Raw genomic sequence first — 26,986 nt, 5'->3', positions numbered from 1 at the left:
TGCACGTGTGGCTGTGCACGACGGTGTGCCTACCCCGCCTCAGCCGGGATACGGCGGAAATCTACCGGTGAGCTCGCGCACGTCCTCACGCGCCCTCGCCCCGTCCACCTCGCCCCGCAGGACCTTGCCGAACAGCACAGCGATCGACTCCATCTCCTGCGGGCCCATGCCCTGCGTGGTCACCGCGGCCGTGCCGAGCCGCAGCCCGCGGGCGTCGGTGTGCGGCAACGCACAGCAGTCGAGGACGATACCGGCGGCGGCCAGCCGCCCGCGCGCGGTGCGCCCGTCGACGCCGAGCGGCGCCGGATCGGCGGTGATCAGGTGGGTGTCGGTCCCGCCGGTGGTGACGGCCAGGCCTTCGGCGGCCAGCCATGCCGCGAGGACACGGGCGTTGGTGACCACCTGATGGGCGTAGCGGCTGAAGTCCGCCATCCCCGCCTCGCCGAACGCGACGGCCTTCGCAGCGATCGTGTGCATCTGGGCGCCGCCCTGGGTGAAGGGGAACACGGCCCGGTCGACTCGGTCGGCCAGCTCGCGCCCGCACAGGATCATTCCGCCGCGCGGGCCGCGCAGCACCTTGTGGGTGGTGGCGCACACCACGTCCGCGTACGGCACGGGGCTGGGGGCCGCTCCCCCGGCGACCAGGCCGATCGGGTGCGCGGCGTCCGCGATGAGGTAGGCACCGGCCTCGTCGGCGACCTCCCGGAAGAAGGCGTACTCGATGTGGCGCGGATAGGCGATGGAGCCGCACACGATCGCCTTGGGCCGGTGCGCGCGGGCCAGGGTGCGCACCTGGTCGCGGTCGACGAGACCGGTCTCGGCGTCCACCCCGTAGCCGACGAAGTCGAACCACCGGCCGGAGAAGTTCGCGGGCGAGCCGTGCGTGAGGTGCCCGCCGTAGGGCAGGCCCAGGGCCAGTACGGTGTCGCCGGGGCGCAGCAGGGCCGCGTACGCCGCCAGGACCGCCGACGAGCCCGAGTGCGGCTGCACGTTGGCGTGCTCGGCGCCGAACAGCCGCCGCGCCCGCTCCATGGCCAGGCGTTCGGCCACGTCGACGATCTCGCAGCCGCCGTGGTGCCGGGCGCCGGGGTAGCCCTCGGCGTACTTGTTGGCGAGCGGCGAGCCGAGCGCGGCGAGCACCGCCGGCGAGGTGAAGTTCTCGGCCGCGATCAGCTGCAGCGTCGTCGCCTGCCGGTCCGCCTCCCCGAGCAGGATGTCGGCCAGTTCGGGATCCTGCCGTCGCAGGACATCGGCCTGGGGGACGGGGATGACCGACATGCTGGGCTCCGGACGGTCGGCGGTGCGGCGTACGTCCCAATGTAGGCCGGTGACCGGGGCGACGCGCGGCTGCCGTGTCCCAGGGAGTACGCCCGCGCCGACGCGGCCGTACGGCCACCGGGCACGCCGGAGAGCGCGCGGCCGTCAGGTCCTCGCGGGTACGCCGGTGAGAGCCGTGACGACCGGGTCCAGCGCCTGGTGTATCTCGTCCCCGATCGCCCGGAAGAACGACAGCGGCGCCCCGTAGGGGTCGTACACCTCGTCCGCCTCGGCGGTCGGCGCCAGCAGCCACCCGCGTAGAGCGGCGGCCGCGCGGACCAGGGCGCGGGCGCGTTCGACCACGCCGTCCTCCACCGGGGGCAGCGTCGCCGGGTCTATCGCCTTCACCAGGCGGGTGAACTCCTTGAGCGTGAAGGTCCGCAGGCCCGCCGAGTGGCCCATGGAGATCACCTGGGCGCGGTGGTCGCGGGTCGCGGTGAGCACCAGGTCGGCCCGGATGACGTGCTCGTCCAGCAGCTCCCGGCCGACGAAGCCGGAGGCGTCCGCGCCGAAGTCGGCCAGCACCGCCTCCGCGTTCGCCTCCATGGGCGCGCCCTCGTGGCCCCAGGTGCCCGCGCTCTCCACCACCAGACCGCTGCCGGGACGCGCCCCGGCACAGCCGGGGACAGGACCGCCGAGCCGGTCCGCGAGGAAATGGCGGGTCAGCCGCTCGGTGATCGGCGAGCGGCACACGTTTCCGGTGCTGACGTGGAGGATGCGGAAGGCGTCGCGGGACAGACCCGGCTCCACCGGGCTCCCCGTCACGTGCCCGTCGCCTATGCCTCGCATGGGGGTACCCCCTGCTCATGGGGGTGCCCCCGCTCGAGCGGAGCCGAGAGCGGGGGACCGGCCGAGAGCCCGGGGGAGTCAGGGGCCGTCAATTCGCCACCTCGAGGTCGGGTACGACCTTGCGCAGCTCGTCCGGCGACAGGGCACCCTCGCGCAGCAGCACGGGCACCCGGCCGGTCACGTCGACGATGGAGGACGGGACGTTGCCGGGGGTGGGGCCGCCGTCCAGGTAGACGGAGACGGAGTCGCCGAGCATCTCCTGCGCGGCGTCGCAGGTCTCCGGGGCGGGGTGGCCGGTGAGGTTGGCGGACGAGACGGCCATCGGGCCTACCTCGGTGAGCAGTTCGATGGCGACCGGGTGCAGCGGCATGCGCACGGCAACCGTGCCCCGGGTGTCACCGAGGTCCCACTGCAGCGACGGCTGGTGGCGGGCGACGAGCGTCAGGGCGCCCGGCCAGAAGGCGTCGACGAGCTCCCAGGCCATCTCGGAGAAGTCCGTGACCAGGCCGTGCAGCGTGTTCGGGGAGCCGATGAGGACGGGCGTGGGCATGTTGCGGCCCCGGCCCTTGGCGGTGAGCAGGTCGGCCACGGCCTCGGAGGAGAACGCGTCGGCGCCGATGCCGTACACGGTGTCGGTCGGCAGCACCACGAGCTCGCCCCGGCGGACGGCGGACGCGGCCTCACGCAGACCCGTCACACGGTCGGTCGCGTCATTGGTGTCGTATCGCCGTGCCATTGTCAGCGGGCCTCCTCGTACGCGTACTGCTGGCTTGAAGTCATGGTGGGGATCACGGCATCGCCTTACGTGCGGTGGCGAACCGCGGCCGGTTGTTGAGGTCGGGGTGGTCGGCGGCGTCGGCCCAGCCCCGCTCCTCGGTGAAGATCCACGGCACCTGTCCGCCCTGGGTGTCGGCGTGCTCGATGACGACGACGCCGCCGGGGCGCAGCAGCCGGTGGGCGGTGCGTTCTATGCCGCGGATGAGGTCCAGTCCGTCCTCGCCGGAGAACAGCGCCATCTCGGGGTCGTAGTCCCGCGCCTCGGGAGCGACGTACTCCCACTCGGTCAGCGGGATGTACGGCGGGTTGGAGATGACCAGGTCCACCTGGCCGTCGAGGTCCGGGAAGGCGGTCAGGGCGTCGCCCTGGCGCAGGTCGACGCGGGACCCCTGCACGTTCTTGCGGGTCCACTGGAGCGCTTCCTCGGACAGCTCCACGGCGTGCACTCGCGAGCGCGGCACCTCCTGGGCGAGGGCCAGCGCGATGGCGCCCGAGCCGGTGCACAGGTCGACGATGCACGGCTCCACGACGTCCATGGCGCGCACGGCGTCTATGGCCCAGCCGACCACGGACTCCGTCTCCGGGCGCGGGACGAACACACCGGGGCCGACCTGGAGCTCCAGATAGCGGAAGTAGGCCCGCCCGGTGATGTGCTGGAGCGGCTCGCGCTGCTCCCGGCGGGCGATGACCTCCCAGTAGCGGGCGTCGAAGTCCGAGTCCTTCACGGCATGCAGCTGGCTCCGCTTGACACCGTGCACGAACGCGGCGAGCTCCTCCGCGTCGTTGCGCGGCGAGGGCACGCCGGCGTCGGCCAGCCGCTGGGTGGCCTGGGCCACCTCCGCGAGCAGCACGCTGCGGGGGCTTGGGGGTCGCCCCCCAAATTCTTGCTGCACGCTGGTCCTCCGGTACTCGTCCTCGTGCTACGTGTGCCTTACGCGGCCGCGAGCTTGGCGGCCGAGTCCGCGTCGACGCAGGCCTGGATCACCGCGTCGAGGTCGCCGTCCAGGACCTGGTCCAGGTTGTACGCCTTGAAGCCGACGCGGTGGTCGGAGATGCGGTTCTCCGGGAAGTTGTAGGTGCGGATCTTCTCGGAGCGGTCGACGGTGCGGACCTGGCTGCGGCGGGCGTCGGCGGCTTCCCGCTCCGCCTCCTCCTGCGCCATGGCGAGCAGCCTGGAGCGCAGGATACGCATCGCCTGCTCCTTGTTCTGCAGCTGGCTCTTCTCGTTCTGGCAGGAGGCGACGACCCCGGTGGGCAGGTGCGTGATGCGCACCGCGGAGTCGGTCGTGTTGACGGACTGGCCGCCGGGCCCGGAAGACCGGTAGACGTCGATACGGAGGTCGTTGGGGTTGATCTCGACGTCGACCTCCTCGGCCTCAGGGGTGACGAGGACACCGGCGGCGGAGGTGTGGATACGGCCCTGGGACTCGGTGGCCGGCACACGCTGCACGCGGTGCACGCCGCCCTCGTACTTCAGGCGGGCCCACACGCCCTGGCCGGGCTCGGTCTGCCCGCGGGTCTTCACGGCGACCTGGACGTCCTTGTAGCCGCCCAGTTCGGACTCGGTGGCGTCGATGACCTCGGTCTTCCAGCCGACGCGCTCGGCGTAGCGCAGGTACATGCGCAGCAGGTCGCCGGCGAACAGGGCGGACTCGTCGCCGCCCGCGCCCGCCTTGATCTCCAGGATGACGTCCTTGTCGTCGCTGGGGTCGCGCGGGATCAGCAGCAGGCGGAGCTTTTCGGTGAGTTCCTCGCGCTGCTTGTCCAGTTCCTTGACCTCGGCGGCGAAGTCCGGGTCGTCGGCGGCCAGTTCGCGCGCGGTCTCGATGTCGTCGCCGGTCTGCCTCCAGGAGCGGTACGTGGCGACGATCGGGGTGAGCTCGGCGTAGCGCTTGTTCAGCTTGCGCGCATTGGCCTGGTCGGCGTGGACCGACGGGTCGGCGAGCTTCTTCTCCAGGTCGGCGTGCTCACCGACCAGTTCCTCGACGGCCTCGAACATCTTTTCGGCTCCTGTACTGCGGGGAAAGGGGAAGGCGGGCGACCAAAAACGCCGGTCCCGGGCACACCCCGGCGAGGGGCGCGGCCGTGGACCGGCGAAATGGGGCTCGCTACTTCTTGGAGCCGGCGGCCTTGCCGAAGCGGGCCTCGAAGCGGGCCACACGGCCACCGGTGTCGAGGATCTTCTGCTTGCCCGTGTAGAACGGGTGGCACTCGGAGCAGACCTCGGCCCGGATGGTGCCGGACTCGATGGTGCTGCGAGTGGTGAACGACGCGCCGCAGGTGCAGCTGACCTGCGTCTCGACGTACGCGGGGTGGATGTCGCGCTTCAAGGTGTCTCCTATGGATCGGGAGGGCGCCGGGTCGCAGCCGCGGGATGCGGACGCGTGAACCGGAGCCGACGTACCAGTCTGCCAGGACTGGGGCCATCCCCCAAAACCGGGGGCCGGGGTCGTCTATTCCCCCCGGCCGTGCGGGCGGGCCCGCGTCCCTTACGAGGCGCTCACGACGCCCTTGGCTTCGCCGGTGGCCGTGCCCTTCGTGGCGCTCGCCGGGATGGGCCGGTCGTTCCTGAGCGCGTTCCACATCAGCTTCGCCTTGGCCTCTTCGATCACGACCCGGTTGGCGTTGCTGCTGTCGTACTGAACCGGCATCGTCACCATGTTCATGTTCGACGAGCTGATGCCCTTCAGTCCGTCGGCGAAGGACATCAGCGAGTTCACCGAGCCGAGGTCGGAGTCGGTGGTGACGGCCTTGGTCGCGGTGTCGGCGAGGTCGTACAGCTTCTTGGGGTTGGTGAACAGGCCGATGTGCTTGACCTGGTTGACCAGTGCCTTGACGAAGGCCTGCTGGAGCTGGATGCGGCCCAGGTCGGAGCCGTCGCCGACGCCGTGCCGGGTGCGCACCAGGCCGAGGGCCTGCTGCCCGTCGAGGGTGTGCGTGCCGGACTTGAGGTCCAGATGGCTGTCCGGGTCGTGGATGTTCCTGGTCGTGGTGACCTGGACGCCGCCGAGCTCGTCGATGAGCTTCTGGAAGCCGCTGAAGTCGACCTCCAGGTAGTGGTCCATACGGATGCCGGTGAGCGCCTCGACGGTCTTGACGGTGCAGGCGGCGCCGCCGGTGGAGTACGCCTCGTTGAACATCACGCCGTGCGCGGCGGGGTGCTTCGTGCCATGGGTGTCGGTGCACACCGGTCGGTCCACGAGGGTGTCGCGCGGGACGGAGACCACGCTGGCCTTCTTGTGTCCCTCGTACACGTGCACGATCATCGCCGTGTCGGAGCGGGCGCTGCCGTCGTCGATCCCGCCACCCAGCTTCTTGTTGCCGCCGGCGCGGGTGTCCGAGCCCAGGACCAGGATGTTCTCGGAGCCGTTGTCGACCTTGGTCGGCCGGTCGGTGCCGAGGGCCTGGTTGATGTCGACCGTCTTGAGGTTGTCGTTGAGCTTGAAGTACACGTAGCCGGCGCCGGTGCCGCCGATCACGACGATCCCCGCAGCGGTCCAGGCCGTGACCCTCAGAGCCCTGCGCCCGCCGGTGGGCGGCTTGCGGCGGCGGCCCTTGGCGCGGCGGCTGGGGTTCGTCAGGCCGGTCTCTCCCGGTATCGCGGGGTCCGGCGTGCTCTCGGCAGGCATGCGCTCCTCGGTTCTCGTATACGGTCGGCTACCCCCTGCTTCCAGGGTCAGGCCCGGTCCGCCCAGACCGGCACGTACCGCACCATCGTCGCTCGTACGGTCAGACGGGGGAACTCGGGAAAGGGTTGCACAACGCACGGTGGCCGCCACGTGCACGAATGGACACGCCCCGTGTCCCTGTCCACCGTCGCGGCCCGGCTCACCTGCGGTTTCAAGAGGCCGGGACGGACCACACCAAGTCGGTACCGACCGCAACACCTGTGGCAAAGGTCTCGCCCGGCCCGCGCAGACGAAGAGGCCGCCCCCGTGACCGGAGGCGGCCTCGGCGCACCGGTCAGGGGGCGCGGACGCAGCAGAGCGCCTAGTCGCCGTTGCCCGGCGCCGGGGTCGTCTTCTGGATCTGCATCAGGAACTCGACGTTCGACTTGGTCTGCTTCATCTTGTCGAGGAGCAGCTCGATCGCCTGCTGCTGGTCGAGCGCGTGCAGCACCCGGCGCAGCTTCCAGACGACGCCCAGCTCCTCGGCGCCGAGCAGGATCTCTTCCTTACGGGTACCGGACGCGTCCACGTCCACCGCCGGGAAGATGCGCTTGTCGGCGAGCTTCCGGTCGAGCTTGAGCTCCATGTTGCCGGTGCCCTTGAACTCCTCGAAGATCACCTCGTCCATGCGGGACCCGGTGTCCACCAGGGCGGTGGCGAGGATGGTCAGCGAACCGCCGTCCTCGATGTTGCGGGCCGCACCGAAGAAGCGCTTCGGCGGGTACAGGGCGGTCGAGTCGACACCACCGGACAGGATGCGGCCGGAGGCCGGGGCGGCGAGGTTGTACGCACGGCCCAGACGCGTGATCGAGTCGAGCAGCACGACCACGTCGTGACCCAGCTCCACCAGGCGCTTGGCGCGCTCGATGGCGAGCTCGGCGACCGTGGTGTGGTCCTCGGCCGGGCGGTCGAAGGTCGAGGAGATGACCTCGCCCTTGACCGACCGCTGCATGTCGGTGACCTCTTCCGGACGCTCGTCGACGAGGACGACCATCAGGTGGCACTCGGGGTTGTTGTGGGTGATCGCGTTGGCGATCGCCTGCATGATCATGGTCTTGCCGGTCTTCGGCGGGGCCACGATCAGACCGCGCTGACCCTTACCGATCGGCGAGACCAGGTCGATGATGCGGGTGGTGAGGACGCCGGGGTCCGTCTCCAGGCGCAGGCGGTCCTGCGGGTACAGCGGGGTCAGCTTGTTGAACTCCGGGCGGCCACGGCCGTGTTCGGGCGCCATGCCGTTGACGGAGTCCAGCCGGACCAGCGCGTTGAACTTCTCGCGCCGCTCGCCGTCCTTGGGCTGGCGGACCGCGCCGGTGACGTGGTCGCCCTTGCGCAGGCCGTTCTTGCGGACCTGGGCGAGGGAGACGTACACGTCGTTCGGACCCGGCAGGTAGCCCGAGGTACGGATGAAGGCGTAGTTGTCGAGGATGTCGAGGATGCCCGCGACCGGGATCAGGACGTCGTCCTCGGCGATCTGCGGCTCGGAGACGTCGTCGCGGCCACGGCGGCCACGGCGGTCCCGGTAGCGGCCGCGACGGCCCCGGCGGCCGCCCTCGAAGTCGTCGTCGTCCTGCGGACCGGCGTTGCGGTCCTGACGGCCGCCGCCCTGCTGCTGGTTCTGCTGCTGGCGCTGGCCGCCCTGGCCCTGCTGCTGGTCGTCGCCCTTGCCGCGGCGGTCGCGGTCGCGGTCACGGTCACGGCCGCGCTCACGGCGGTCGCGGCGGCGGCCCTCGCCGCCGTCACCGGCGTCGCCCTTGACCTCGGCCTGCTGCTGCGGCTGGGCGGGCGTCTCGGCCTTCGGCTCGCTCTTCGCCTCGGCGGCGACCGTCTCGGGGCTGCCCGCCTCGGCGGTGGCGCGGCGCCGGCGGCGCTCGGCCGGGGCGTCTTCGCTGGCCGGCTGACCGGGGATCTCGATCTGCTGCTGGGACACGGCCTTGTCCGCGGGGGCCTCGGCCGTCTTCTTCTCCGCGGCGGAGGCGTCGTCACCCGTACGGGCGCGGGAGGTCGAGCGGCGCTTCGGCTTCGTCTCGGTGGCGTCCCCGGCGGCGGACTCGGCCTTGGCGGCGGGGGCACCTCCCCCAGCGCCTCCGGCCTGGGCGGTACCCCCGGCCTGCGCCTCCTTGATGACCTCGATCAGCTGGCTCTTGCGCATACGCGCCGTGCCCCTGATGCCAAGGCCCGATGCGACCTGCTGCAGCTCGGCCAGCACCATGCCCTCGAGGCCGGTACCGCGGCGCCGCCGGGAGCCGGCACCAGTGGCAGGCGCGGAGGCGTCCGTGGCGGGCGCGGCAGCGGTCTCCTCGACACGTGCGCCCATCAGATCGGTGGTGTCGCTCACGAAGGGTCCTTCCCTGGAGCGGACGTCGGCCTGTCTGGCTCGGCGACCGGTTGTGCTGTCCGGCGAGGTCCTTGCTCTATGGACCGTGCCGGGGCGGTGGTCCGCCAAAGCGGCGGAAGAGATATCTGGTGATGGCGCTTCCACCAGCCGTGGCACCCAGTGTCACGTGGCGTGGTCGCACCGATTCCGGAGCGTGTCCGCCGGACCGCTCAGTGTCCGCGTACGACGTACTGCCCAGGTACGGCGTACACCACACAGTGCGGCTTGGGGGGCTCCCGGAAGAATGTCTGTCCCGGACGGGGACACGAGGCACCTCGCCATGGTGGGGTCGGGTGCAGACTTGAGGTTAACACTACCGGATCCAACAAACATTCCCCCTCTCCAAATCCGGCAAGCGCACGTTTTTAATCCACACTGGGAGCCGCGAGCGGCAGCACGCTCGCTCCCTGCAGGTCGAGACTCAGCCGGTTGGCGGCCCAGTCCTTGCCCGCCAGCTGCTCCACCTTGTCCGCGGTGCCCGCGTCCACCAGTGCCATCACGGTGGGTCCGGCGCCGGAGATCACCGCGGGGATGCCGTCCGCGCGCAGCCGTTCCACCAGCGCCGCGCTCTCCGGCATGGCCGGGGCGCGGTACTCCTGGTGGAGACGGTCCTCGGTGGCGGGCAGCAGCAGTTCGGGGCGCCGGGTGAGGGCTTCGACGAGCAGCGCGGCGCGGCCCGCGTTGACGGCGGCGTCGACGTGCGGCACGGTGCGCGGGAGCAGGCCGCGTGCGGTTTCGGTGAGGACCGGCTTTCCGGGCACGAAAACCACCGGAACGATGGAATCGGAGGGCTCCATCGCGATCGCCCGGGCGGCACCGCGCTCCATCCAGGACAGGGTGAAGCCGCCCAGCAGACAGGCCGCCACGTTGTCGGGGTGGCCCTCGATCTCGGTGGCCAGTTCGAGCAGGGCCGTGTCGTCGAGCTTGGCCTCGCCACCTATGGTCACGGCGCGGGCGGCGACGATGCCGGCGCAGATGGCGGCGGACGAGGAGCCGAGGCCGCGGCCGTGCGGGATGCGGTTGGCGCAGACGATCTCCAGGCCGCGCGGCTGTCCGCCGAGGACGTCGAAGGCGGTGCGCAAGGAACGTACGAGAAGGTGGCTTTCGTCGCGCGGCAGCGTCTCGCTGCCCTCGCCCGCGATGTCGATGTGCAGCCCGGAGTCGGCCACCCTGACGACCACGTCGTCGTAGAGCCCCAGCGCAAGGCCCAGGGCGTCGAAGCCCGGGCCGAGGTTGGCGCTGGTGGCGGGAACGCGCACCCGTACGGCGGCGGCGCGGAAGGCTGGACCGGCCATCGCTCGATGACTCTCCTTGAACTGCGTGACTGTCGAAGACATTCGATGGGAACGGGAGGACCCTCAGGCCGCAAAGACGGCGCGGCACCGCGCCATACGCGAGGGCATATGCGGCGGGCGGGTTCAGTACAGCCTATCGAAGGAAGGTTCTGTGGCGACATAGGGCGCACAGGAGGCGCACGATGCGTGTCGTAAGCCCCCTGTGCACCCCTCCCGAAGGTCCCACCATGAGGACGCTCCGGGAGGTCGCCCGGTTGCGCGACCAGGGGCGACCGGGTGCGCGGCCGCAGCAGGGCGGCGGGCGAAGCGCCCGGCAGCCGCCGGGTGGCGGGGCTGCCGGATGCCGTGGGGTGGCCCGTGGCGCAAGGCGTCCGGCACGCCCGGTGCCGCCGGGCGTCCGGCCCTCGTGGCGTGGCCTGCGCGGAGTTCCTCGGAGGCCGCGAAACGCCCTGCCCAGGGCTCCTCGGAGGCCGCGGGACGCCCTGCCCCGGGCTCCTCGGATGCCGTGGCGCGGGGCCGCCGCCCGAGCGTCTCGGCCGCCGCCGTACGGCCTGACCGGCGCCCGGATGCCGTAGCCCGGCCTGGCCGCGAGCCGGGCGATGCCGTAACCCGGCCCGACCGGGCGCCCCGAGCCGTGGCGCGGCCCGACCGGGCTCCTCTCTCTGCCGCCGGATCAGCCCAGGCCGAGGCGCTCCGCCGCCGTCGCCGCGTCGACCGGGACGGTGACCGGCTGCGGGGCGCCGGCCACGGCCCAGTCGGGGTCCTTCAGGCCGTTGCCGGTGACGGTGCACACGATGCGCTGGCCCGGGTCCACCCTGCCCTGCTCGGCGGCCTTCAGCAGACCGGCGACGGACGCGGCGGACGCCGGCTCGACGAAGACACCCTCCTGCGCGGCCAACAGACGGTAGGCCCGCAGGATTTCACGGTCCGTCACCTCGTCGATGACGCCGCCGGACTCGTCCCGCGCGGCGAGGGCGTACGTCCAGGACGCGGGGTTGCCGATGCGGATCGCGGTGGCGATGGTCGACGGGTCCTTGACCACCTCGCCGCGCACGATCGGTGCACTGCCGGAGGCCTGGAAGCCCCACATGCGCGGAGTGCGCCCGGCGACGCCGTCGGCGGCGTACTCCTGGTAGCCCTTCCAGTAGGCCGTGATGTTGCCCGCGTTGCCGACCGGCAGGACGTGGATGTCGGGCGCGTCACCGAGCATGTCGACGATTTCGAAGGCGGCCGTCTTCTGGCCCTCGATGCGCACCGGATTGACCGAATTGACCAGCGCGACGGGGTAGTTGTCGCTGAGCGCGCGGGCGAGGGTGAGGCAGTCGTCGAAGTTGCCGTCGACCTGGAGGATCTTCGCGCCGTGCACGAGGGCCTGGCCCATCTTGCCGAGCGCGATCTTGCCCTGCGGCACGAGAACGGCCGAAACCATGCCGGCCCGTACGGCGTAGGCGGCCGCGGACGCGGAGGTGTTGCCGGTCGAGGCACAGATGACGGCCTTGGCACCCTCCTCCTTGGCCTTGCTGATGGCCATGGTCATGCCGCGGTCCTTGAAGGACCCGGTCGGGTTCGCGCCCTCGACCTTGAGGTGGACCTCGCAGCCGGTGCGCTCGGAGAGCACCTGCGCGGGCACGAGGGGCGTGCCACCCTCCCGGAGCGTCACGACCGGCGTGCTGTCGGACACCGGCAGCCTGTCCCGGTACTCCTCGATGATTCCGCGCCACTGGTGGGTCATTGCTGGTTACTCTCCTTCAACCCGCATGATGCTGGCGACACCCCGCACGGTGTCGAGGCTGCGCAGCGCCTCGACGGTCCCGTTCAGGGAGGCGTCGGACGCACGGTGGGTGACGACGACGAGGGAGGCCTCGCCGTCCTTGCCCTGCTGGCGAACAGTGTCGATCGAGACCCCGTGCTCGGCGAACACGGTGGCCACCTGGGCGAGGACGCCCGGTTTGTCGGCGACGTCGAGGCTGATGTGGTACCGCGTGACTACATCGCCCATGGGTGACACTGGCAGGGCGGCATACGCCGACTCGCCGGGCCCGGTGGCCGCGCTGAGCCGGTTGCGGCACACGGCGACGAGGTCACCGAGCACGGCGGAGGCGGTCGGCGAACCGCCGGCGCCCGGCCCGTAGAACATGAGCTGTCCCGCCGCGTCCGACTCGACGAACACGGCGTTGTACGCGCCGCGCACCGAGGCCAGCGGGTGGCTGAGCGGAATCATCGCGGGGTGCACGCGCGCGGTGACGGACCCGCCGTCCTGCGCCCGCTCGCAGATGGCGAGCAGCTTGATGGTGCAGCCCATCTCCTTGGCGGAGGCGAAGTCGGCGGCGGTGACCTCGGTCATGCCCTCGCGGTAGACGTCGTCGAGCCGTACGCGCGTGTGGAAGGCGATTCCGGCGAGGATGGCGGCCTTGGCGGCGGCGTCGAAGCCCTCGACGTCGGCGGTGGGGTCGGCCTCCGCGTACCCGAGCGCGGTGGCCTCGTCGAGGGCCTCCTGGTAACCGGCCCCCGTCGAGTCCATCTTGTCGAGGATGAAGTTGGTGGTGCCGTTGACGATGCCGAGCACCCGGTTGACCTTGTCACCGGCGAGCGACTCGCGCAGCGGCCGGATCAGCGGAATGGCACCGGCGACGGCGGCCTCGTAGTACAGATCCCGGCCGTTCCCCTCGGCCGCCGCGTGCAGGGCGGCCCCGTCCTGGGCGAGCAGGGCCTTGTTGGCGGAGACGACCGACGCCCCGTGCTCGAAGGCGGTGGTGATGAGCGTCCGGGCGGGCTCGATACCACCGATGACCTCCACCACGACGTCGATGTCGCCACGTTTGACCAGGGCGGTGGCGTCGGTGGTGACGAGGGCCGGATCGATGCCCTCACGCACCTTGGAGGGCCGGCGTACGGCCACCCCCGCGAGCTCCACGGGGGCGCCGATGCGGGCGGCGAGGTCGTCGGCGTGCGTCGTCATGATGCGCGCCACCTCTGAGCCGACAACCCCACAGCCCAGCAGCGCCACCTTCAGCGGACGCGTACGCATCATCCGACCTCGTTTCCTCATACCGGCTACGGTTGGACCAGTCTCACTCAACGAACGGGAGTTTCTGCCCTTTGTCCGGATCGTGAGACGTTTATTTCATTTTGGCAGGGGCGGAAGACAGGAGATCTTTCGGCGCCGTTCCTGGCCTCGCGTGTTTTGACGGGGATGTGCCGTTTGGGCCCCCGTTGGGGGATGCGGAGACCGGTCCCCCCGACAGGGAGACCGTCGCGCACGATGCAGCAGACCCATTCTGCGGAGGCCTTCCCGTCGAGGCCGGCCCGCATGACGGGGAGCCCGGCCCATGGTGGCCGTCGCAGAGGCCGCCCACAACGGGAGGGCCGTCCCTTCGCACAGCGGGAAGGCCGCGCCCCTCCACACAACGGGAAGGCCGCCCCCTCCCACAACGGGAAGGCCGCCCCCACCACACAACGGGAAGGACGCCCCCACCCACAACGGGAAGGCCGCCCCCTCCCACAACGGGAAGGCCGCCCCCACCACACAACGGGAAGGCCGCCCGGCGCCACGGGAGGCCGGGCCGCGGAGGCCATCGCGTAGAGACCCCACGCCGCGGAGGCCGTCCGCGCGTCGCGGAGGGCGCCCCGCGGCAGCCGTACCGCACAACGCGGAAGCCGTACCGCGACAGCCGTACCGCACAACGCGGAAGCCGCCCCGCACAACGCGCTGCCCCGCGCCAGCCGTCCCGTGCCACGCGGAGGTGGCCGGTGGCCGGCGGCCGTCATCCGACGTCCAGACGCAGGAGATCCTCCTCCGTCTCGCGGCGGAGGATGACCCGGGCCTTCCCGTCGCCGACGGCGACGACCGGCGGGCGCAGCGCGTGGTTGTAGTTGCTCGCCATGGACCGGCAGTAGGCACCGGTGGCCGGTACGGCGATGAGGTCGCCGGGCGCCAGGTCGGCGGGCAGGAACGCGTCCTTCACCACGATGTCACCGCTCTCGCAGTGCTTGCCGACGACCCGGACGAGCATCGGCTCGGCGTCGGACGTCCGGGAGACGAGGGCGACGCTGTACTCGGCGTCGTAGAGAGCGGTCCGGATGTTGTCGGACATGCCGCCGTCGACGGAGACGTACGTGCGCAGCCCGTCGAGGGGCTTGACGGTCCCGACCTCGTAGAGCGTGAACGTGGTGGGCCCGACGACGGCCCGCCCCGGCTCGACGGAGATACGGGGAGTACGCAGCCGGGCGGCGTCGCACTCCCGGCTGACGATCTCGGTCAGCGCCTTGGCGATCTCGTGGGGCTCACGGGGATCGTCGTCGCTGGTGTAGGCGATGCCGAGACCTCCGCCGAGGTCGACCTCGGGGAGTTCGATCCCGTGCTCGTCGCGAACGTCCTTGAGCAGCCCGACCACACGATGTGCGGCGACCTCGAACCCGGACATGTCGAAGATCTGCGACCCGATGTGGGAGTGGATCCCGATCAGCTCCAGCCCGTCCAGCTGCAGGGCACGCCGTACGGCCTCGGCGGCCTGTCCCCCGGCGAGCGGGATGCCGAACTTCTGGTCCTCGTGCGCGGTGGCGATGAACTCGTGGGTGTGCGCCTCGACGCCGACCGTGACCCGGATCTGGACCCGCTGCCGCTTGCCGAGGGAGGAGGCGATGTGCGCGACCCGCACGATCTCCTGGAAGGAGTCGAGGACGATCCGCCCGACACCGGCCTCTATGGCCCGGGTGATCTCCCCGGTGGACTTGTTGTTGCCGTGGAAGGCGATGCGGTCGGCGGGCATCCCGGCGGACAGGGCGGTGGCGAGCTCGGTGCCGGAGCAGACGTCGAGATTCAGCCCCTCTTCGTGCAGCCACCGCACGACGGCGCGGGAGAGGAACGCCTTCCCGGCGTAGAAGACGTCGGCGTCGTGCCCGAACGCGGTACGCCAGGCGCGGGCGCGGGAGCGGAAGTCGGCCTCGTCGAGGACGTAGGCAGGGGTGCCGAACTCCTCGGCGAGCCGCGTGACGGGGATGCCGCCGACGGTCGCGACGCCGTCCTCGTCACGGGTGACGCTCTGGGCCCAGACCTTCGGGTCGAGGGTGTTCAGGTCGGCGGGCGGCGCGGAGTAGTGCCCCTCGGGGAGGACATCGGCGTGACGGGGCCCGGCGGGATGTGCGGAACGGCTCATGTCGGTGTGGCTCTCTCTGGCTCTCTCAGAGGTGGTCGGGTGCGTCGATGCCGAGCAGGGACAGGCCGCCGGCCAGCACCGTCCCGGCGGCTTCGGCAAGGGCGAGCCGGGCACGGTGGGCGGCCGAGGGTTTCTCCTCACCGCGCGGAAGGACGGTGGCGAGAAAGGGCGGCACGGCATCGGCGACGGTGACGAGGTGCCGGGCGAGACGATCCGGGGCGCGGTTCGCTGCCGCTTGGGCGAGGACGCGGGGGTGGTCGGCGAGGGCGGTGAGGAGGGTGACGGTTGCCGACTCGGGGCCGGAGGTGTGGCCCGGCTCGGGGAAGAAGCCGAGGTCGGCGGCGTTCCGGAGGATAGCCCGGGTGCGGGCGTGGGCGTACCGGACGCGGAAGAGGGGGTTGCTCTCCCGCTGGACGAGGTGGTGATCGTCGATGCGGGGCCGATCGTGGGCGGCGGGATGGAGCAGGGCCCATCGGGCGGCGTCGCGACCGAGCGGAAGGGGATCGGCAGGGGCGGGGACGGGCCGGATGTTGACGTCGAGGGGGGCGGGGGCCCCGGGCCGTCCAGCAGCCTCCACCCGGGCTCCGAGCACGGTCTCCCACTCGGGCGGGGGCGGGCCCTCACAACTGGTACGGACGAGGGCGCCCTGGGACCGGAGGAGCCGGGCGACGGTGTCCATGACGACGACGGAGCGGACCTCGCGGGCACAGTGAAGCTGGAAGCGCTCGCCGGTGGGCTGGTCGGCGTGCCCGTACTGCGGGCCGCGCAGCAGGATCTCGTCTACGAGCCGAGTGGAAGCGGCGCCGACGTCACGAAGGCTGATGTTGAGAAAACCGGGCCCGGTGACGGAGACGTCGCCGATACCGTCGAGGGCGACGAGGTGCGCCCGGAGGACCTCGGCCACGCGCTGGGCCGGCTGCCCGGCCGAGCGGGCCAGCTGAAGGGCGACGTTCGTGGCGTAGTCGCCACACCCTCCCGGCCCGGGAACGGTGACCACGACCCGCTCCGGCACGCTCACCCCCAGCTCCCCCTCGTCGACAGCACGGCGCACCGCGCGCAGCACGGTACGGGAGAGCTCGACGGGGGTCACGGGACAAGCGTAGGGGAGGAGGGGGGTGGGTAGGCGAGCCGGTTTGGCAAGGGGTCCGGGATGTGGACGGCGGGTCGCCGAGGCCGGGGGCGGTGGGCGCACTCGGCCATTGCCCAACCAGCAGGGAGAGGCACCGGGGGCCGGAAGCCGCGCTGGGGACTGGGAGACGGGGACTGGGGACCGGGAAGCGCGGACCGGGAAGCGCGGACCGGGAGCGCGGACCGGGTAACGGGAACCAGGAACCGAGAGGCACGGACCGGGAGCGCGGACCGGGTAACGGGAACCTGGAACCGAGAGGCACGGACCGGGAGCGCGGACCGGGTAACGGGAACCTGGGACAGCGGGCCGGGGACCGAAAACGAACTGGGGACAGGCGGACGGAAACCGCGCGGCACCGACGGACGATCAACCGCCGGTATGCCCGGCCCGCTCGGCCTCCCCCGGCGCACCACTCCCCTGCCCGTCGATCAACTCCCGCACAAGCCGGACGAGTTCGGCAGGCTCGAAGGGCTTCGCCAGAAAGGCATCGACGCCGACATCAAGCCCGGCGTCGACCTCGTACTGCGTGCAGGCGCTGATGATGGCGAGGGGAAGATCACGAGTGCGGGGATCGGCACGGAGCCGCGCGGCAGTCCTGAGCCCGTCGAGCCGCGGCATGACGACATCGAGGGTGACGACATCGGGCCGCACCTGATGCACGACATCCAGACACTCGGCACCATCGGCCGCGGTCACGACCTCGATACCCTCCAGCTCGAGATTGACCCTGATCAGCTGCCGGATGACCTTGTTGTCGTCCACAACAAGCACCCGCCCCGAAGCGCCTGGCACAACTCGAGAGTAGGTCGGGCCCAGCCATCGCGTCCCGGTTTTCCCCACTTCCAACCCGGCCGAGCGACGCCACCCCCACCCACACGGCACCGCCGGGAAAACGTTCATGACCACCCCGCCAGAGCTGGTAGTGTTCTACCCGTCGCCGCGCAGAGAACGCGCCCGACCCGCCCCCGTAGCTCAGGGGATAGAGCAACGGCCTCCGGAGCCGTGTGCGCAGGTTCGAATCCTGCCGGGGGCACTCGCCGAGGATCAGCAAAAATCAAGCGCTGACCAGGGCGGATGCCGACAGAAGAGGGCGGGAGTCAGTCTCACTGACTCCCGCCCTCTCTCGTTGTCTCTCATTGTTCGCGACACACCTCCGACACACCCGCGAACCCAGTTGCTCGCTGGCCCGTGCTGCCCTGTCGTGCTGCCCGCCCTGACGAGATCTGGAAGATACGAGACCGACACGAAGCCCCACTGCTACGCTGCCGGACGGCAAGCGCGTAATGCCACCCGCCGTCAGCTCCCACGCAGTAGGCGATCACGGGTCAAGGCCCCAGCGGGCCCGCGTTCCCTTTGACTGAGTGTGCATCCAGCAACAGGGCGGGCATGGCGTGGGCGGGGCCTGCCAGACTGCGAGAACACGATGCCAAAGCGCCAGTCCCGCTCAGCCAACCTGGCCCGCCAGATCCAGAACGCCACTGGCCTCCGCTACACCGACGCCCTGAAGATGTGCGCTCCCACCCCGAGCTGGATCGCCCTTGCCGACGAACTTCGGGCGGTGGGCCTCATCGGGGCAGCCACATCCCTGACCAGCGTCGCCTCATCTGCGCGGAGGCCAGCGCCTGGTACGAGGCGTACGGCGCGATCGAGAACGCCTACTACGAGACCGACTATGCACGGGTGAAGAGGGCGAACACTGTGTGCGGGGATGCAGCCGAGGCTGCGCTTCGCCGTGCAGGGTTCGAGACGCACTCCTTCGGCACGGATGCGGAGGTGTATCACGCCGCTTTCATCGCCCTGTCAAAGGCTGGAACTATCCATGACGGCCGGCCCCTCGCACGTGCCGCGCTCGGCGTCCTCAGCCCAGACCCGCTGCGGTGCTCCGACGTGATTCGCACCCGTGGCCGCGCTCCCTTCACCTACGAGACCGCCATCTCCCTTACGGGTCCCGAGACACGCCTTGCCATGGCCGCTCGTCATGCCGCGCGCGCGATGGCCGCCGCATCTGCCGTCAGGTTCAGCGGAGACTAGCAGTGGCGCAAAGCCGCCAGCCTCATGGTGGAGGCCGTCTGGTACATGAGCGTGGCCGCTGGGCTCCCACCGCTGCACAACCGTCGCGCATACCAGGATTTCTATTCGTCCTACATGGACGGCTCCCTCCCCACAAAGTCCTGAGCCCTGCAGCGAAGGCACAGACGGCACAGGGATCGGAAGCCGTGTGCCGGGAGCGCTGAGAGACAAGAGAAGAGGGGCGGGGAGTCAGTGAGACTGACTCCCCGCCCGGTCGCACTGGCATCGGGCGGCCGGCTCCTGCGCTCTTCTGCAGCATGGCCATCACGTGCGCCGGCCCGGGTGCCCGGACGCAGCTAGTGCTGTGACCGGAAAGGTTCACCGGCTCGCGACGACCAGCACGGCAATTCGCCGCGTTGCCGCAAGGAGAAGGACCTACGCCCCCCTCCTGGCGCAGGTCCTTCTCCTTGCTGCGGCGCGTTATGCCTGCGTACCCGCCTTGCGACGGCGCACGATGATCAGCGCACCGGCGCCGGCGACGACGGCCGCGCCACCGACCAGACCGATGACGGGAAGCGCGGAGCTGGAACCGGTGGAGGCGAGGCTGCCGGTCGGCGGGATCTCCTTGACGCCGCCCTGCGGCTCCTTGCCACCGACGGGCGCGGTGTGATTCTTGCCGGGCTTGGCCTGACCGGGGTTGTCGTTGCTGCTGCCCGGCTTGAGGACGGTGAACTCGTAGGAGTCGAACGAGGTGCGCTCGCAGATCTTCTCGGGGTCGAAGTAACTGCCGAAACCCAGGCTGAAGGCGTCGCCCGCGGGGGCCTTCGCGGTGATGTCGACGCGCAGCTGGATGTCGACCGTCTGCTTGGGGCCGAGCGGTGTCTCACCGAAGTAGACACCGTTGCCGAACTTGTCCGCGACGGACTCCCACTTCTTGGACTGGGGGTTGAAGTACTCGAGCCGCGCGTAGGTGATCAGCCAGTCCTTCTCGTTCTCGCTCATCGAGTCGTTGTCGATGACGGCCAGCCACCGCACCTGGCCGAGGGACTGGTCGCTGTGGTTGGCCGCGGTGAGCTTGAAGGTGTGCCAGCCGCTGCCGGCGACGATCTTGCCGGGCAGGCCGGAGACCGTCATGGTCAGCTTGGAGTTGGGGTCGACCTGGCGGTCGTCCGCGGTGCAGGGCGTCGGTTGGACACTGGGAAGCGCCGGCTGGCTCGGCGACTGCGACACGGAGGCGGAGGCGGAGGCGGAGGCGGAGGCGGGGGCCTTGCTCGCCTGGCTCAACGCGGTGGCCGAGCTGGAGGCGGGCGTGCTGCTCGGCGTGGTGACCGCCGACGCGCTGCTGCTCGGAGTGGACGCGGGCGTCGACGCGGGTGCCGAGGAGCTCGGCGAGCCGCTGGGCGTCCCCTCGGCAAAGGCAGCCGGAGCCGACAGCAGAGCCAGGGGGGCTATGACAGCCGTCGCGGCTGCCGCTGCCATGGCACGGCGAAGCTTCATGAAGACCTCGGGAAGTCCAGGCGTACTGCGACGGCGCAGTACGAACGGTGGGTGAGGCCTCCGCGTGTGGGGCGCGGGTGTGGCCCGTGGTTCTGATGGTGCGACACAGGAAGCGTGCAAATGGTTGCACTGATCTTCACATCATTTTTATATGGCGTGCATCACATGGGAGTTCGTCCGGTGTGCGGGCCGCAACCGTTTGACCCAGCCTTGTGCATTTCTCTGTTTTCCGCCGGCCGGCCCCGGGCGGGCGGACAGGTTGTCCAGAAGCGCCTCGCGATCAACGGTCATGGCGCGGCTCAAGTCCCGCGGGGCCCTTCGCCTGCCTGTCCCTTCGGACCCGCACACTGGGCCACCCCCGAACCCGTCCGGCGCACGATCTGCTGCAGCTTCCGCCCCTCCTGGTCAGTCAGCCTGCGCACACGGACAGGGTCAGCTACCCCACACCCCCCAGCAGTCGCACGGACTTCTCCGGATACCCAACCGCCGGAATCACGAACCCGGCCAACCTTCCCGGTCAGAGCACTAGTTGCCGGCGGGAGGGAGAACCTTGACGTCTTCAGAGTCGATGTCCCACTGAACGCCTTGCGCCAGTGCGCCGGTACCGACGGAGGTGGCTGGCGGAGCGGGGAACGGGTCTGATGATCCAGTGGCTCCTGCCGGGATCATCGGCACTGTGACCGTGCGGCGGACGTTGGTCGGTCCGGCGACTCGAGGGCTGAACTCAAGGGTGATCCGGTATGCATGCGGCGCGTCGTCGCTGTTGTGCAGGCCGGTGAAGCGGCAGGTGAAATTTCCACCGAAGTCCAAGGTGTTCCTAGGGGAACCGCAGTCGACTGCCGGCACCGTATCCAGAAGATCGTCACCTGAGTACGGTGGAGGAGTGATGATTGGCGCGGCGGCCTCGTTGGCAACCTTGGCCTCGAGCGCGTCTTTACAGCCCGATTCCCAGGCCGTGTGTTGGTCTTCATATGCAGCGTACGACTTGCTCACGTCGGCGTTCGATATTGCGTTGCTGCATTCAGTCCTGGCGGTCGCGTCCATCCCCTCAGGAACACTGGCCCAGCCGAGGGAAAGCAGGTTTCCACCCATCCGGTAGCCCGCAGCATAGGCGACCTGAGCCCGGGCTTGCAGCGAGTTCGTCGGCGAGGGAATTGCCGCGATGTGCTGCCCAGGATCATGCACCGCCGATTGTGATGTGGCGCATCCGGTGACCAGAGCCAGAAGAGGCGCAATCCCTGCAAACCCTGCAAGGGTTCTGTACTGCAACGTGTCATCCTTTTAGCTGTGTTCAGTACCTGATGGCACGCCAACTTCCCCAGATGAGCCGAGCATCGGCGGGCCGATTGTGACGCCGCTGAGGCTCTGACGCACCAGGAAGCTCCCGGACGACGAAGCATCCGGGAACCGCTGAGCGGGGCGCGTATGGAGTCGACTATGGGTTGCTGAGTAGGACGCAGCACCGATCAGCGCAGCATCGTAGAAGCTGGCTCTGGGAGGGTCCGGGTGTTGTCGCTGCGGTTTCGCTTACTGCCCGAGCCGCCAGACAAATTCTCCCTGGCTATTCTGAACGGTCACCGTGGCCATCGCCGTACTCCCATCCTGCGCAGTGACGACGCACTGGAAGCTCTCACCCGTTCGGACAGTCACCGATGACGGGCACTGGACCGTAACCGCAGTCCCCGTCTGCTGCTGTACGCCCTGCTCGATCTGTCTTTGGACGGCGCTCGTGTCCATCGACACTCCGAGCGTATTCCCAATAATGCCGGCGCCGCCGAGAGATACCAGGAACGTCACGCACCACACGATCGGGATCGCATAGCTCTGGCGAAGCCGGCCTTGGCGCTGGAACAGGTATACGGGAACAAGGAGAGCTGCCAGAGCAGCGGGCAACTCGTGACCGGCCGCGCGCACGCGGCGGTGATCAGCCAGCGCCAGACTGACGTTAACGCCGATGGCGACGAGGACGGCTAGCGCAGCTTGGGGCCCGCTAGCCATCCCCGTGGCTGCCAGAAGGCCGTCAAGGAGAACAAGGAGTAGCGGAGCGAAAGCCAGTGTCCAAGCGAAGGAGTTGTCTACGGCCATCGGTGGCATCGACGGTCCCGTGAACGGGGTGTATGGGGGCGGGGGCGGGAACTGGGGAGGAGGCGGAGATTGAGGTCCAGCCTGCTCTGACGTAGGGCAATGCTGTGCCTGTTCCTCTGGCGCCGGTCTCCAGCCGTTGGCCTGACCTGTCATGTCCCCTCCCCTGTGTAGAACCCGTGAAGATCCCGGGCGGGGCAAATCTAGTACAGGGTGGCGACTGTTTGCATAGACCACTTATTTGTTTTTTGGGCACTTCTTTGCCTCGGGTCCAGCTTGCGCTTGATTGGCAGCCGCCAGGGATCGGTTGACTGATGGATATCGAAGGTCGGCAAAGCTGGTGAACAACTCATTCGAGGGCAAGCACTCCATAAAGTCACTATTTAGGACACGAGGTGAGTTTCATCGCCGTCTTCCTCCAGCGCTCGCGCAATCTTGGCGTTGGCGGCTTCCTCATGGCCGTCGATGCAGCCGTGATACCGGCGATGGATCACCTCGGGGGAGTTACCGACTCTGCGGGCTACCTCAGCAATGGGCACCCCGGCGTTCAACCATCGCGTGATGCACGCGTGTCGCAGGTCGTACGGCCGCCCTGCCAGTGGCGAATCGGCTCGTTCAGGCGGCAGGGCATACTCCCGCGCTTCCTCCCACACCCGCCAGTAGGTGGATGAGCCGACCACTCCTCCACGCTCATTACCGAACACTCGGCCCTCCTTCGCGGTCCCAAACTGCTGCAGGTGAGCTCGAAGGATCCCAACAAGCACGGGCGGGATAGGGACCGGCCGGTCCGTCGACGCCTCGCGGGCTTTCAGGCCCCGGCGATCGTGCCGCTCGCCGGAGTCCGTCCACTGCTTGCCGGAGACGGGGCGTGTCTCTCGCAGCGTGAGTGTGCCCCAACCCGTCCCCGGCAGGTGGCAGTCAGACCGTCTCAGTCCCACCGCCTCAGCGGGCCGCAGTCCTGCGTAGTACAGGACCGCGTAGAAAGCCGCCAGGCGCCGTCCGCGGCAGCGATCCCATGACCCGACGTAGGAGACTGCCGTGAGCAACTGCCGGGCCTGTACGGCGTTCACGAGGACGCGGCGGTCTACTACGTCGTTGGAGCCGACGTGCTTCCGGCGGACGCGCTGTAGCGGGTTCTCCGGGAGCTCCCCCGCGACCACAGCCTGTTCGAGGGCGGTGTTCAGAGCGCGGCGGCGCCGCTTGTACGTGTCGCCCGCGGCTGGGGTACCGTCCAGCTTGTAGCTGAGGCGGTACAGCACGTCCCCGAACACCTCGGGGTCGGCCAGATCACCCAACGGCCGGTCGGCCGTCGTGACCCAGCCGTATGCGGCCTTGAGTTCGGCCGGCGGGTCTTCCCCCGCGTTCGCGGGCACGATCCCCCACCGAAAGGCCAGCCGAAGGGACTCATCCTCAGGAACTCCATCCCCGCGCTTAACCACGGCGAGCGTCACGGCCGCAAGGCCGTCCGCCATGCCCTCACGGGTCTTGGCTGCGCTCGTGCGCCACCGCCCGGCCACGTACTTCCGGCAGAACTCAAACCACCGCAACGGCGGCGCGGCGTCCCCTGCCTCGGCAGCTTCGGCCGCCGCGCGTACCTCGGACTCCGGCAGTCCAGATTCGATCTGGAACGCTTCACCGCGCCGGTTCATGGCCTGCCACAGCTCGGACCGTCGGCTCTCGGCAAGAGCCGACGTGGTGAACGTCTCGCCGTGCACTCGCCCTGCGACCACCCACCGAAGGCGCCACGGGCGGGACTGGCGCCCGGTCTTGGTCACCTTCCACAGCTTGACGTCGAAGGAGTAGCCCGGCCGGGCCGACCCGCGACGGCTCCCGGCCGGGGTGTCATTCTCGGTGCTCACGCAGCGTCCTCCCGCTCCGCGAGCCAACGCTCGTACTCCGACCGCCGGATCCGCACGTCGCCGTTCGGGAGCTTGATCGCGCGGGGTCCCTTCCCGAGCTGGCGCCACCGGTAGAAGGTCGACGGAGCGACCTTCAGATCAGCGATGACCTCCTTGACGGTCATCTTCTCGTCCCGCGTCCGGGCGCTCATTTCGCCATCCCTTCGGCTTCGTCCGCACCGGACAGGCCGGACAGCTCCAATTCCGACTGTCCGGGGTCTTCGCGCTGGTCAAAGGTGGTAACCGGACAGCCGGACAGTGCGGACACCTCTTGGGCGCCCTGCGTCCGGGTTCCGGTGTCCGGGTAGTACCGGCCGCCGGCGTCCTTGCTGAGCTGTCCGGCGTCGGCCATGCGGTTGCAGGTGCGGCGGATCGTGTCGAGGTCGACGTGCGGCAGGTCGCCCGCCATGTCCTTGGGCTTGGCGCCGGGGTGGGCGCGGACGTACCGCAGGATCGCGGCGCGAGTGTCGCTGACTGTGTGGTCGGAGACCGGGCCGTCCAGCAGGTGCCATGCGCCGGAGGCGGGTTGGAAGCTGAGGGCGTACTCGGCTTCGTCCACATCGCGGCCGGTGACGTGCAGGATGCCGTCCGCCTGCCCACGGGCGCGCTTCAGCACGAGCGTGGCGTCTGCGGCTCCGGCGATGCCGTTGGTGCCGGAGACCTCGGTCAGGAAGTCCTCGGAGCCTGCCTTGCGGACGTGGTGGACGAGGACGACGGCCACGCCGTAGTGGTCGGCGAGCCGCTTGGCGTAGCCGACAGCGACATAGTCCGCGTCATACGCCGATACGCCGGCCGGGGCCTGGCCGCGCATCTTGGCGAACACGTCGATGACGACCATGCGGGCGTCGGGGTTGCGCTCCAGCCACTGGGCGATGGCCTCCATGCCGCCCTGGGGGAAGGGCGGGCATTCGGTGACCAGGGTCAGACCGGCGGGGGCCGGCTCTCCTCCGAGGATCTTGCCCATGCGGGTCTGCAGACGGCGCGGGGTGTCTTCCAGGGCGAGGTAGAGCACCGGCCCGCTCTGGACGGGCACGGAGTCGAACGCCGTGCCGCCGGCCGCGACCGACAGGCCCAGTCCGAGGGAGAGCCAGGACTTGCCGACCTTGGGCGGTCCGGCGAGCACGTTGACGCCTTCGGCGAGGATGCCGGGCACGGCCCATTTCGGCTCGGGGAAGTGCGCGGCCATGAGCTGATCGGCCGTCCATGCCGTCCGTGGGCGCTCCCGCTTCGGCGGCGCGATGGGGGGCGCCTCGGGGTCGCTGGGCACGGAGTACAGGTGCAGGGGCGGGATGGGGTTGGTGGTCATGCTGCGACCGTCCGGGGGCGACGTGCTCCGGCACGCAGGCCGGAGGCGATGGTGCGCCGTGCCTCGCGCTCGCCCTGGCCGACTTGGAGCGCGGCCGTCAGGAGCCAGCCGGTGACGTCGGCTTCGCTCAGCTCGCCTCCGGCAACGAGCTGTCCGAGGGCGACCGCGGCGATGTAGAGGCTGTTGTTGTGCTCGTGTGAGCCGGAGCCGGTGACCCGCTGCACTTCCCCGTTGATCGCGGAGCGGAGGAACGCGGTGCGCCGTCCGTGACCGGTGAGGGCGACCGTGACGGGTGTCTGCGGGGGCAGCGGGGCCGGGCGCAGGAGTTCGGCTTGCCAGTCCGGCAGGGGCGCCACGGGGCCGTGGTGGGTGACCTCGTACGGGTGTCCGCCGAAGGTGCTGCCCGCGCCGACCACGAGTCCGCCCCACGCACGGGTGTCGACCTTCCAGCCCAGCCCGCGAGCACTGTCCCCGGCGGTGTTGCGCAGAGGCTCGCCCTCGGGTGCGAGAAAGTACAGGTGCGTGCCGCCGCTCCACGTGCGGACCGTGTAGGTGTCGGCGGGGAAGGGCTGGCCGTGGCGCTCGTCCTCGAAGATCATGGCCCCAACGTCGTGCTTTACCGGGCAGGTCCACGGACTGCCCGACGCGCAGGAAGCTTACGGGGCCATGATCACTCGCGCCGAAGCAGCTCCCGGCCAAAGTCGCTACGCCGCCCGCGTGGGCAACTAGATCGGCCGCCTGGTCAGGCAGAAGGGATGACCGGCCGGGTCTGCGAGAACCCGCCACCTGTCGTCACCCGGTTGATGTTCAGGCTTGGCCGCGCCCAACTTCAACAACAGGGCCTCAGCCTCATCGAGGTCGTCCACTGCGAAGTCGAGGTGGAGTTGTTGCGGCACGGTCTGATCGGGCCAGCACGGAGCCTGATAGTCATCGACCCGTTGGAAGCCGATGAAGAGCCCATCGTCGCCATTGAGCCCAACGAAGTCACCGTTGGACTTGGGGTGCAGCTCAAGCCCGGTGGCCCGCCGATAGAACGCGGCCAGCGCCTCCGGGTCAGGGCAGTCGAGTGTTATCGCCGTCAGCTTCATCTGCAGTGACATCGTCACACCATAGTGAGAATCACTTCAATGACCGCTCCGATGACGCCCGACGATCACTTTCCGGGGCCGTCCCCGGGCCGTCCGAGGGGGCACAACGACGACCAACGCTGACAACCAGGGACAGCTAAGTCGCAGGTCGCAGCGTTGATCGATAACCCGGCCGCAGGTCAGGAGCCCGGCCCTTCACTTCTTCGGCTACTGATCGCATCCCAGCCCACCGACCGCGCGATCAAGGTTACCGAGGCATGCCACAAACGTGCCAGATCGAGCGGGGAACGAGGGGGAATGACGGTGCCTCGCAACCGAACCAAACGAGATCGACCCCCGGCCAAACGTGCTGGTCAGGGGCCGATTCCCACGAGCGTGGCGGCGCCAGGAATCGAACCTGGGAAGGCGAAGCCGGCAGATTTACAGCGGGCTCAGTTCATCTCCTACAAGCTGCGGCTTTCCGTTTGCCCGCCGTTGTCGGGGGACACCTGGGGGAAGCAGAACTAGTGCCCCGGCAGGCAACGTTCGCCCGTCAAGGAGTGACGTCCGGTGCGTGCTCTCGGCGTGCCGGCCGGAAGTCCTCGTACTGGACGTACT

23 protein-coding genes, 1 tRNA gene and 1 pseudogene are annotated in these 26,986 nt (G+C 69.8%); 2 read left to right on the top strand and 23 right to left on the bottom strand.

All coding sequences use genetic code 11. The features are described from left to right. Nucleotides 1-39 precede the first annotated feature (39 nt). The 14 genes from glyA to AB0A61_RS29540 all read right to left on the bottom strand — a co-directional run bounded on the left by glyA (nucleotide 40) and on the right by AB0A61_RS29540 (nucleotide 17,408). Nucleotides 40-1,278: a serine hydroxymethyltransferase gene (glyA, locus tag AB0A61_RS29605; RefSeq protein ID WP_361298788.1), complete on the bottom strand. Its 1,239-nt coding sequence runs from the start codon at nucleotides 1,276-1,278 to the stop codon at nucleotides 40-42. 144 nt (nucleotides 1,279-1,422) lie between these two features. Beyond that, a complete protein-coding gene (locus AB0A61_RS29600; RefSeq protein WP_361298785.1) occupies nucleotides 1,423-2,106 on the bottom strand; it encodes a protein-tyrosine-phosphatase in 684 nt (227 codons plus the stop codon). 88 nt (nucleotides 2,107-2,194) lie between these two features. Beyond that, nucleotides 2,195-2,842, bottom strand: a complete 648-nt coding sequence (locus AB0A61_RS29595) for an L-threonylcarbamoyladenylate synthase (RefSeq protein ID WP_361298782.1) — start codon at nucleotides 2,840-2,842, stop codon at nucleotides 2,195-2,197. A gap of 52 nt (nucleotides 2,843-2,894) precedes the next feature. Continuing rightward, a complete protein-coding gene (gene prmC, locus AB0A61_RS29590) occupies nucleotides 2,895-3,734 on the bottom strand; it encodes a peptide chain release factor N(5)-glutamine methyltransferase (RefSeq protein WP_361298779.1) in 840 nt (279 codons plus the stop codon). 80 nt (nucleotides 3,735-3,814) lie between these two features. Next, nucleotides 3,815-4,882 carry a peptide chain release factor 1 gene (gene prfA, locus AB0A61_RS29585; protein WP_361298776.1) on the bottom strand — a complete coding sequence of 356 codons (1,068 nt, stop codon included), beginning with the start codon at nucleotides 4,880-4,882 and terminating at the stop codon, nucleotides 3,815-3,817. 109 nt (nucleotides 4,883-4,991) lie between these two features. Continuing rightward, nucleotides 4,992-5,213, bottom strand: a complete 222-nt coding sequence (gene rpmE / locus AB0A61_RS29580; protein WP_030740744.1) for a 50S ribosomal protein L31 — start codon at nucleotides 5,211-5,213, stop codon at nucleotides 4,992-4,994. Between the two features lie 159 nt (nucleotides 5,214-5,372). Continuing rightward, nucleotides 5,373-6,512 (bottom strand): LCP family protein, encoded by a 1,140-nt coding sequence (locus AB0A61_RS29575; RefSeq protein ID WP_361298773.1) that lies wholly within the window; start codon nucleotides 6,510-6,512, stop codon nucleotides 5,373-5,375. Between the two features lie 361 nt (nucleotides 6,513-6,873). Further along, nucleotides 6,874-8,889 (bottom strand): transcription termination factor Rho, encoded by a 2,016-nt coding sequence (rho, locus tag AB0A61_RS29570; RefSeq protein ID WP_361298770.1) that lies wholly within the window; start codon nucleotides 8,887-8,889, stop codon nucleotides 6,874-6,876. A gap of 404 nt (nucleotides 8,890-9,293) precedes the next feature. Then, complete coding sequence (gene thrB / locus AB0A61_RS29565) at nucleotides 9,294-10,223, bottom strand: homoserine kinase (RefSeq protein WP_361298767.1); 930 nt, start codon at nucleotides 10,221-10,223, stop codon at nucleotides 9,294-9,296. A gap of 673 nt (nucleotides 10,224-10,896) precedes the next feature. Further along, complete coding sequence (gene thrC, locus AB0A61_RS29560; protein WP_361298764.1) at nucleotides 10,897-11,955, bottom strand: threonine synthase; 1,059 nt, start codon at nucleotides 11,953-11,955, stop codon at nucleotides 10,897-10,899. A gap of 6 nt (nucleotides 11,956-11,961) precedes the next feature. Then, nucleotides 11,962-13,254: a homoserine dehydrogenase gene (locus tag AB0A61_RS29555; protein ID WP_361298761.1), complete on the bottom strand. Its 1,293-nt coding sequence runs from the start codon at nucleotides 13,252-13,254 to the stop codon at nucleotides 11,962-11,964. Between the two features lie 733 nt (nucleotides 13,255-13,987). Then, nucleotides 13,988-15,379, bottom strand: coding sequence for a diaminopimelate decarboxylase (gene lysA / locus AB0A61_RS29550; RefSeq protein WP_361298758.1), 1,392 nt, complete (start codon nucleotides 15,377-15,379; stop codon nucleotides 13,988-13,990). Nucleotides 15,380-15,404: 25 nt separating this feature from the next. Further along, nucleotides 15,405-16,469, bottom strand: a complete 1,065-nt coding sequence (nrtL, locus tag AB0A61_RS29545; RefSeq protein WP_361298755.1) for an ArgS-related anticodon-binding protein NrtL — start codon at nucleotides 16,467-16,469, stop codon at nucleotides 15,405-15,407. A gap of 405 nt (nucleotides 16,470-16,874) precedes the next feature. Beyond that, on the bottom strand, nucleotides 16,875-17,408 hold the full coding sequence (locus AB0A61_RS29540) for a response regulator (protein ID WP_361298752.1): 534 nt from the start codon (nucleotides 17,406-17,408) through the stop codon (nucleotides 16,875-16,877). A gap of 61 nt (nucleotides 17,409-17,469) precedes the next feature. Between AB0A61_RS29540 and AB0A61_RS29535 the strand changes: the two genes are divergently transcribed. Then, nucleotides 17,470-17,541 (top strand) — tRNA-Arg (locus AB0A61_RS29535). Nucleotides 17,542-18,998: 1,457 nt separating this feature from the next. On the opposite strand, the gene AB0A61_RS29530 is transcribed toward AB0A61_RS29535, so the two are convergent. Next, nucleotides 18,999-19,652 carry an LPXTG cell wall anchor domain-containing protein gene (locus AB0A61_RS29530; protein WP_361298749.1) on the bottom strand — a complete coding sequence of 218 codons (654 nt, stop codon included), beginning with the start codon at nucleotides 19,650-19,652 and terminating at the stop codon, nucleotides 18,999-19,001. Between AB0A61_RS29530 and AB0A61_RS29525 the strand changes: the two genes are divergently transcribed. Next, entirely contained in the window at nucleotides 19,651-20,070 is a 420-nt protein-coding gene (locus AB0A61_RS29525; protein ID WP_361298746.1) for a hypothetical protein, read from the top strand. The two genes, AB0A61_RS29530 and AB0A61_RS29525, sit on opposite strands and share 2 nt — an antisense overlap. A gap of 470 nt (nucleotides 20,071-20,540) precedes the next feature. Here AB0A61_RS29525 and AB0A61_RS29520 read toward each other — a convergent pair whose 3' ends face one another. From AB0A61_RS29520 to AB0A61_RS29485, 8 genes and pseudogenes are all read right to left on the bottom strand, one after another. Next, nucleotides 20,541-21,284 (bottom strand): hypothetical protein, encoded by a 744-nt coding sequence (locus AB0A61_RS29520; protein WP_361298743.1) that lies wholly within the window; start codon nucleotides 21,282-21,284, stop codon nucleotides 20,541-20,543. Between the two features lie 258 nt (nucleotides 21,285-21,542). Next, nucleotides 21,543-22,100 (bottom strand): DUF4333 domain-containing protein, encoded by a 558-nt coding sequence (locus tag AB0A61_RS29515; protein WP_361298741.1) that lies wholly within the window; start codon nucleotides 22,098-22,100, stop codon nucleotides 21,543-21,545. 380 nt (nucleotides 22,101-22,480) lie between these two features. Further along, complete coding sequence (locus AB0A61_RS29510; protein ID WP_361298738.1) at nucleotides 22,481-23,956, bottom strand: tyrosine-type recombinase/integrase; 1,476 nt, start codon at nucleotides 23,954-23,956, stop codon at nucleotides 22,481-22,483. Then, a complete protein-coding gene (locus AB0A61_RS29505; protein ID WP_111004752.1) occupies nucleotides 23,953-24,147 on the bottom strand; it encodes a helix-turn-helix domain-containing protein in 195 nt (64 codons plus the stop codon). The genes AB0A61_RS29510 and AB0A61_RS29505 overlap by 4 nt, the downstream gene beginning before the upstream one ends. Continuing rightward, a complete protein-coding gene (locus AB0A61_RS29500) occupies nucleotides 24,144-25,301 on the bottom strand; it encodes an AAA family ATPase (protein WP_361298735.1) in 1,158 nt (385 codons plus the stop codon). Before AB0A61_RS29500 ends, AB0A61_RS29505 begins: the two co-directional genes overlap by 4 nt. Further along, a complete protein-coding gene (locus AB0A61_RS29495; protein WP_361298733.1) occupies nucleotides 25,298-25,900 on the bottom strand; it encodes a bifunctional DNA primase/polymerase in 603 nt (200 codons plus the stop codon). The genes AB0A61_RS29500 and AB0A61_RS29495 overlap by 4 nt, the downstream gene beginning before the upstream one ends. A 126-nt stretch (nucleotides 25,901-26,026) precedes the next feature. Next, nucleotides 26,027-26,401: a VOC family protein gene (locus AB0A61_RS29490; protein ID WP_361298730.1), complete on the bottom strand. Its 375-nt coding sequence runs from the start codon at nucleotides 26,399-26,401 to the stop codon at nucleotides 26,027-26,029. A gap of 364 nt (nucleotides 26,402-26,765) precedes the next feature. Then, nucleotides 26,766-26,862, bottom strand: a pseudogene (locus tag AB0A61_RS29485). Nucleotides 26,863-26,986 lie beyond the last annotated feature (124 nt).

Origin of the sequence: Streptomyces sp. NPDC046197 (assembly GCF_040646295.1) — a bacterium.
Lineage (GTDB): Bacteria > Actinomycetota > Actinomycetes > Streptomycetales > Streptomycetaceae > Streptomyces.
The sequence above is the reverse complement of the archived record's forward strand: the minus strand, read 5'-3'. Positions and strand labels throughout refer to the sequence as shown.

Excerpts from the sequence above, each read along its gene's own strand:
- glyA (WP_361298788.1), bottom strand. The coding sequence starts at position 1,278 with ATGTCGGTCATCCCCGTCCCCCAGGCCGATGTCCTGCGACGGCAGGAT.
- AB0A61_RS29600 (WP_361298785.1), bottom strand. The coding sequence starts at position 2,106 with ATGCGAGGCATAGGCGACGGGCACGTGACGGGGAGCCCGGTGGAGCCG.
- AB0A61_RS29595 (WP_361298782.1), bottom strand. The coding sequence starts at position 2,842 with ATGGCACGGCGATACGACACCAATGACGCGACCGACCGTGTGACGGGT.
- prfA (WP_361298776.1), bottom strand. The coding sequence starts at position 4,882 with ATGTTCGAGGCCGTCGAGGAACTGGTCGGTGAGCACGCCGACCTGGAG.
- AB0A61_RS29575 (WP_361298773.1), bottom strand. The coding sequence starts at position 6,512 with ATGCCTGCCGAGAGCACGCCGGACCCCGCGATACCGGGAGAGACCGGC.
- thrB (WP_361298767.1), bottom strand. The coding sequence starts at position 10,223 with ATGGCCGGTCCAGCCTTCCGCGCCGCCGCCGTACGGGTGCGCGTTCCC.
- thrC (WP_361298764.1), bottom strand. The coding sequence starts at position 11,955 with ATGACCCACCAGTGGCGCGGAATCATCGAGGAGTACCGGGACAGGCTG.
- AB0A61_RS29555 (WP_361298761.1), bottom strand. The coding sequence starts at position 13,254 with ATGATGCGTACGCGTCCGCTGAAGGTGGCGCTGCTGGGCTGTGGGGTT.
- lysA (WP_361298758.1), bottom strand. The coding sequence starts at position 15,379 with ATGAGCCGTTCCGCACATCCCGCCGGGCCCCGTCACGCCGATGTCCTC.
- AB0A61_RS29540 (WP_361298752.1), bottom strand. The coding sequence starts at position 17,408 with ATGAACGTTTTCCCGGCGGTGCCGTGTGGGTGGGGGTGGCGTCGCTCG.
- AB0A61_RS29525 (WP_361298746.1), top strand. The coding sequence starts at position 19,651 with ATGGTCAGCTTGGAGTTGGGGTCGACCTGGCGGTCGTCCGCGGTGCAG.
- AB0A61_RS29530 (WP_361298749.1), bottom strand. The coding sequence starts at position 19,652 with ATGACGGTCTCCGGCCTGCCCGGCAAGATCGTCGCCGGCAGCGGCTGG.
- AB0A61_RS29515 (WP_361298741.1), bottom strand. The coding sequence starts at position 22,100 with ATGGCCGTAGACAACTCCTTCGCTTGGACACTGGCTTTCGCTCCGCTA.
- AB0A61_RS29505 (WP_111004752.1), bottom strand. The coding sequence starts at position 24,147 with ATGAGCGCCCGGACGCGGGACGAGAAGATGACCGTCAAGGAGGTCATC.
- AB0A61_RS29500 (WP_361298735.1), bottom strand. The coding sequence starts at position 25,301 with ATGACCACCAACCCCATCCCGCCCCTGCACCTGTACTCCGTGCCCAGC.
- AB0A61_RS29495 (WP_361298733.1), bottom strand. The coding sequence starts at position 25,900 with ATGATCTTCGAGGACGAGCGCCACGGCCAGCCCTTCCCCGCCGACACC.
- AB0A61_RS29490 (WP_361298730.1), bottom strand. The coding sequence starts at position 26,401 with ATGTCACTGCAGATGAAGCTGACGGCGATAACACTCGACTGCCCTGAC.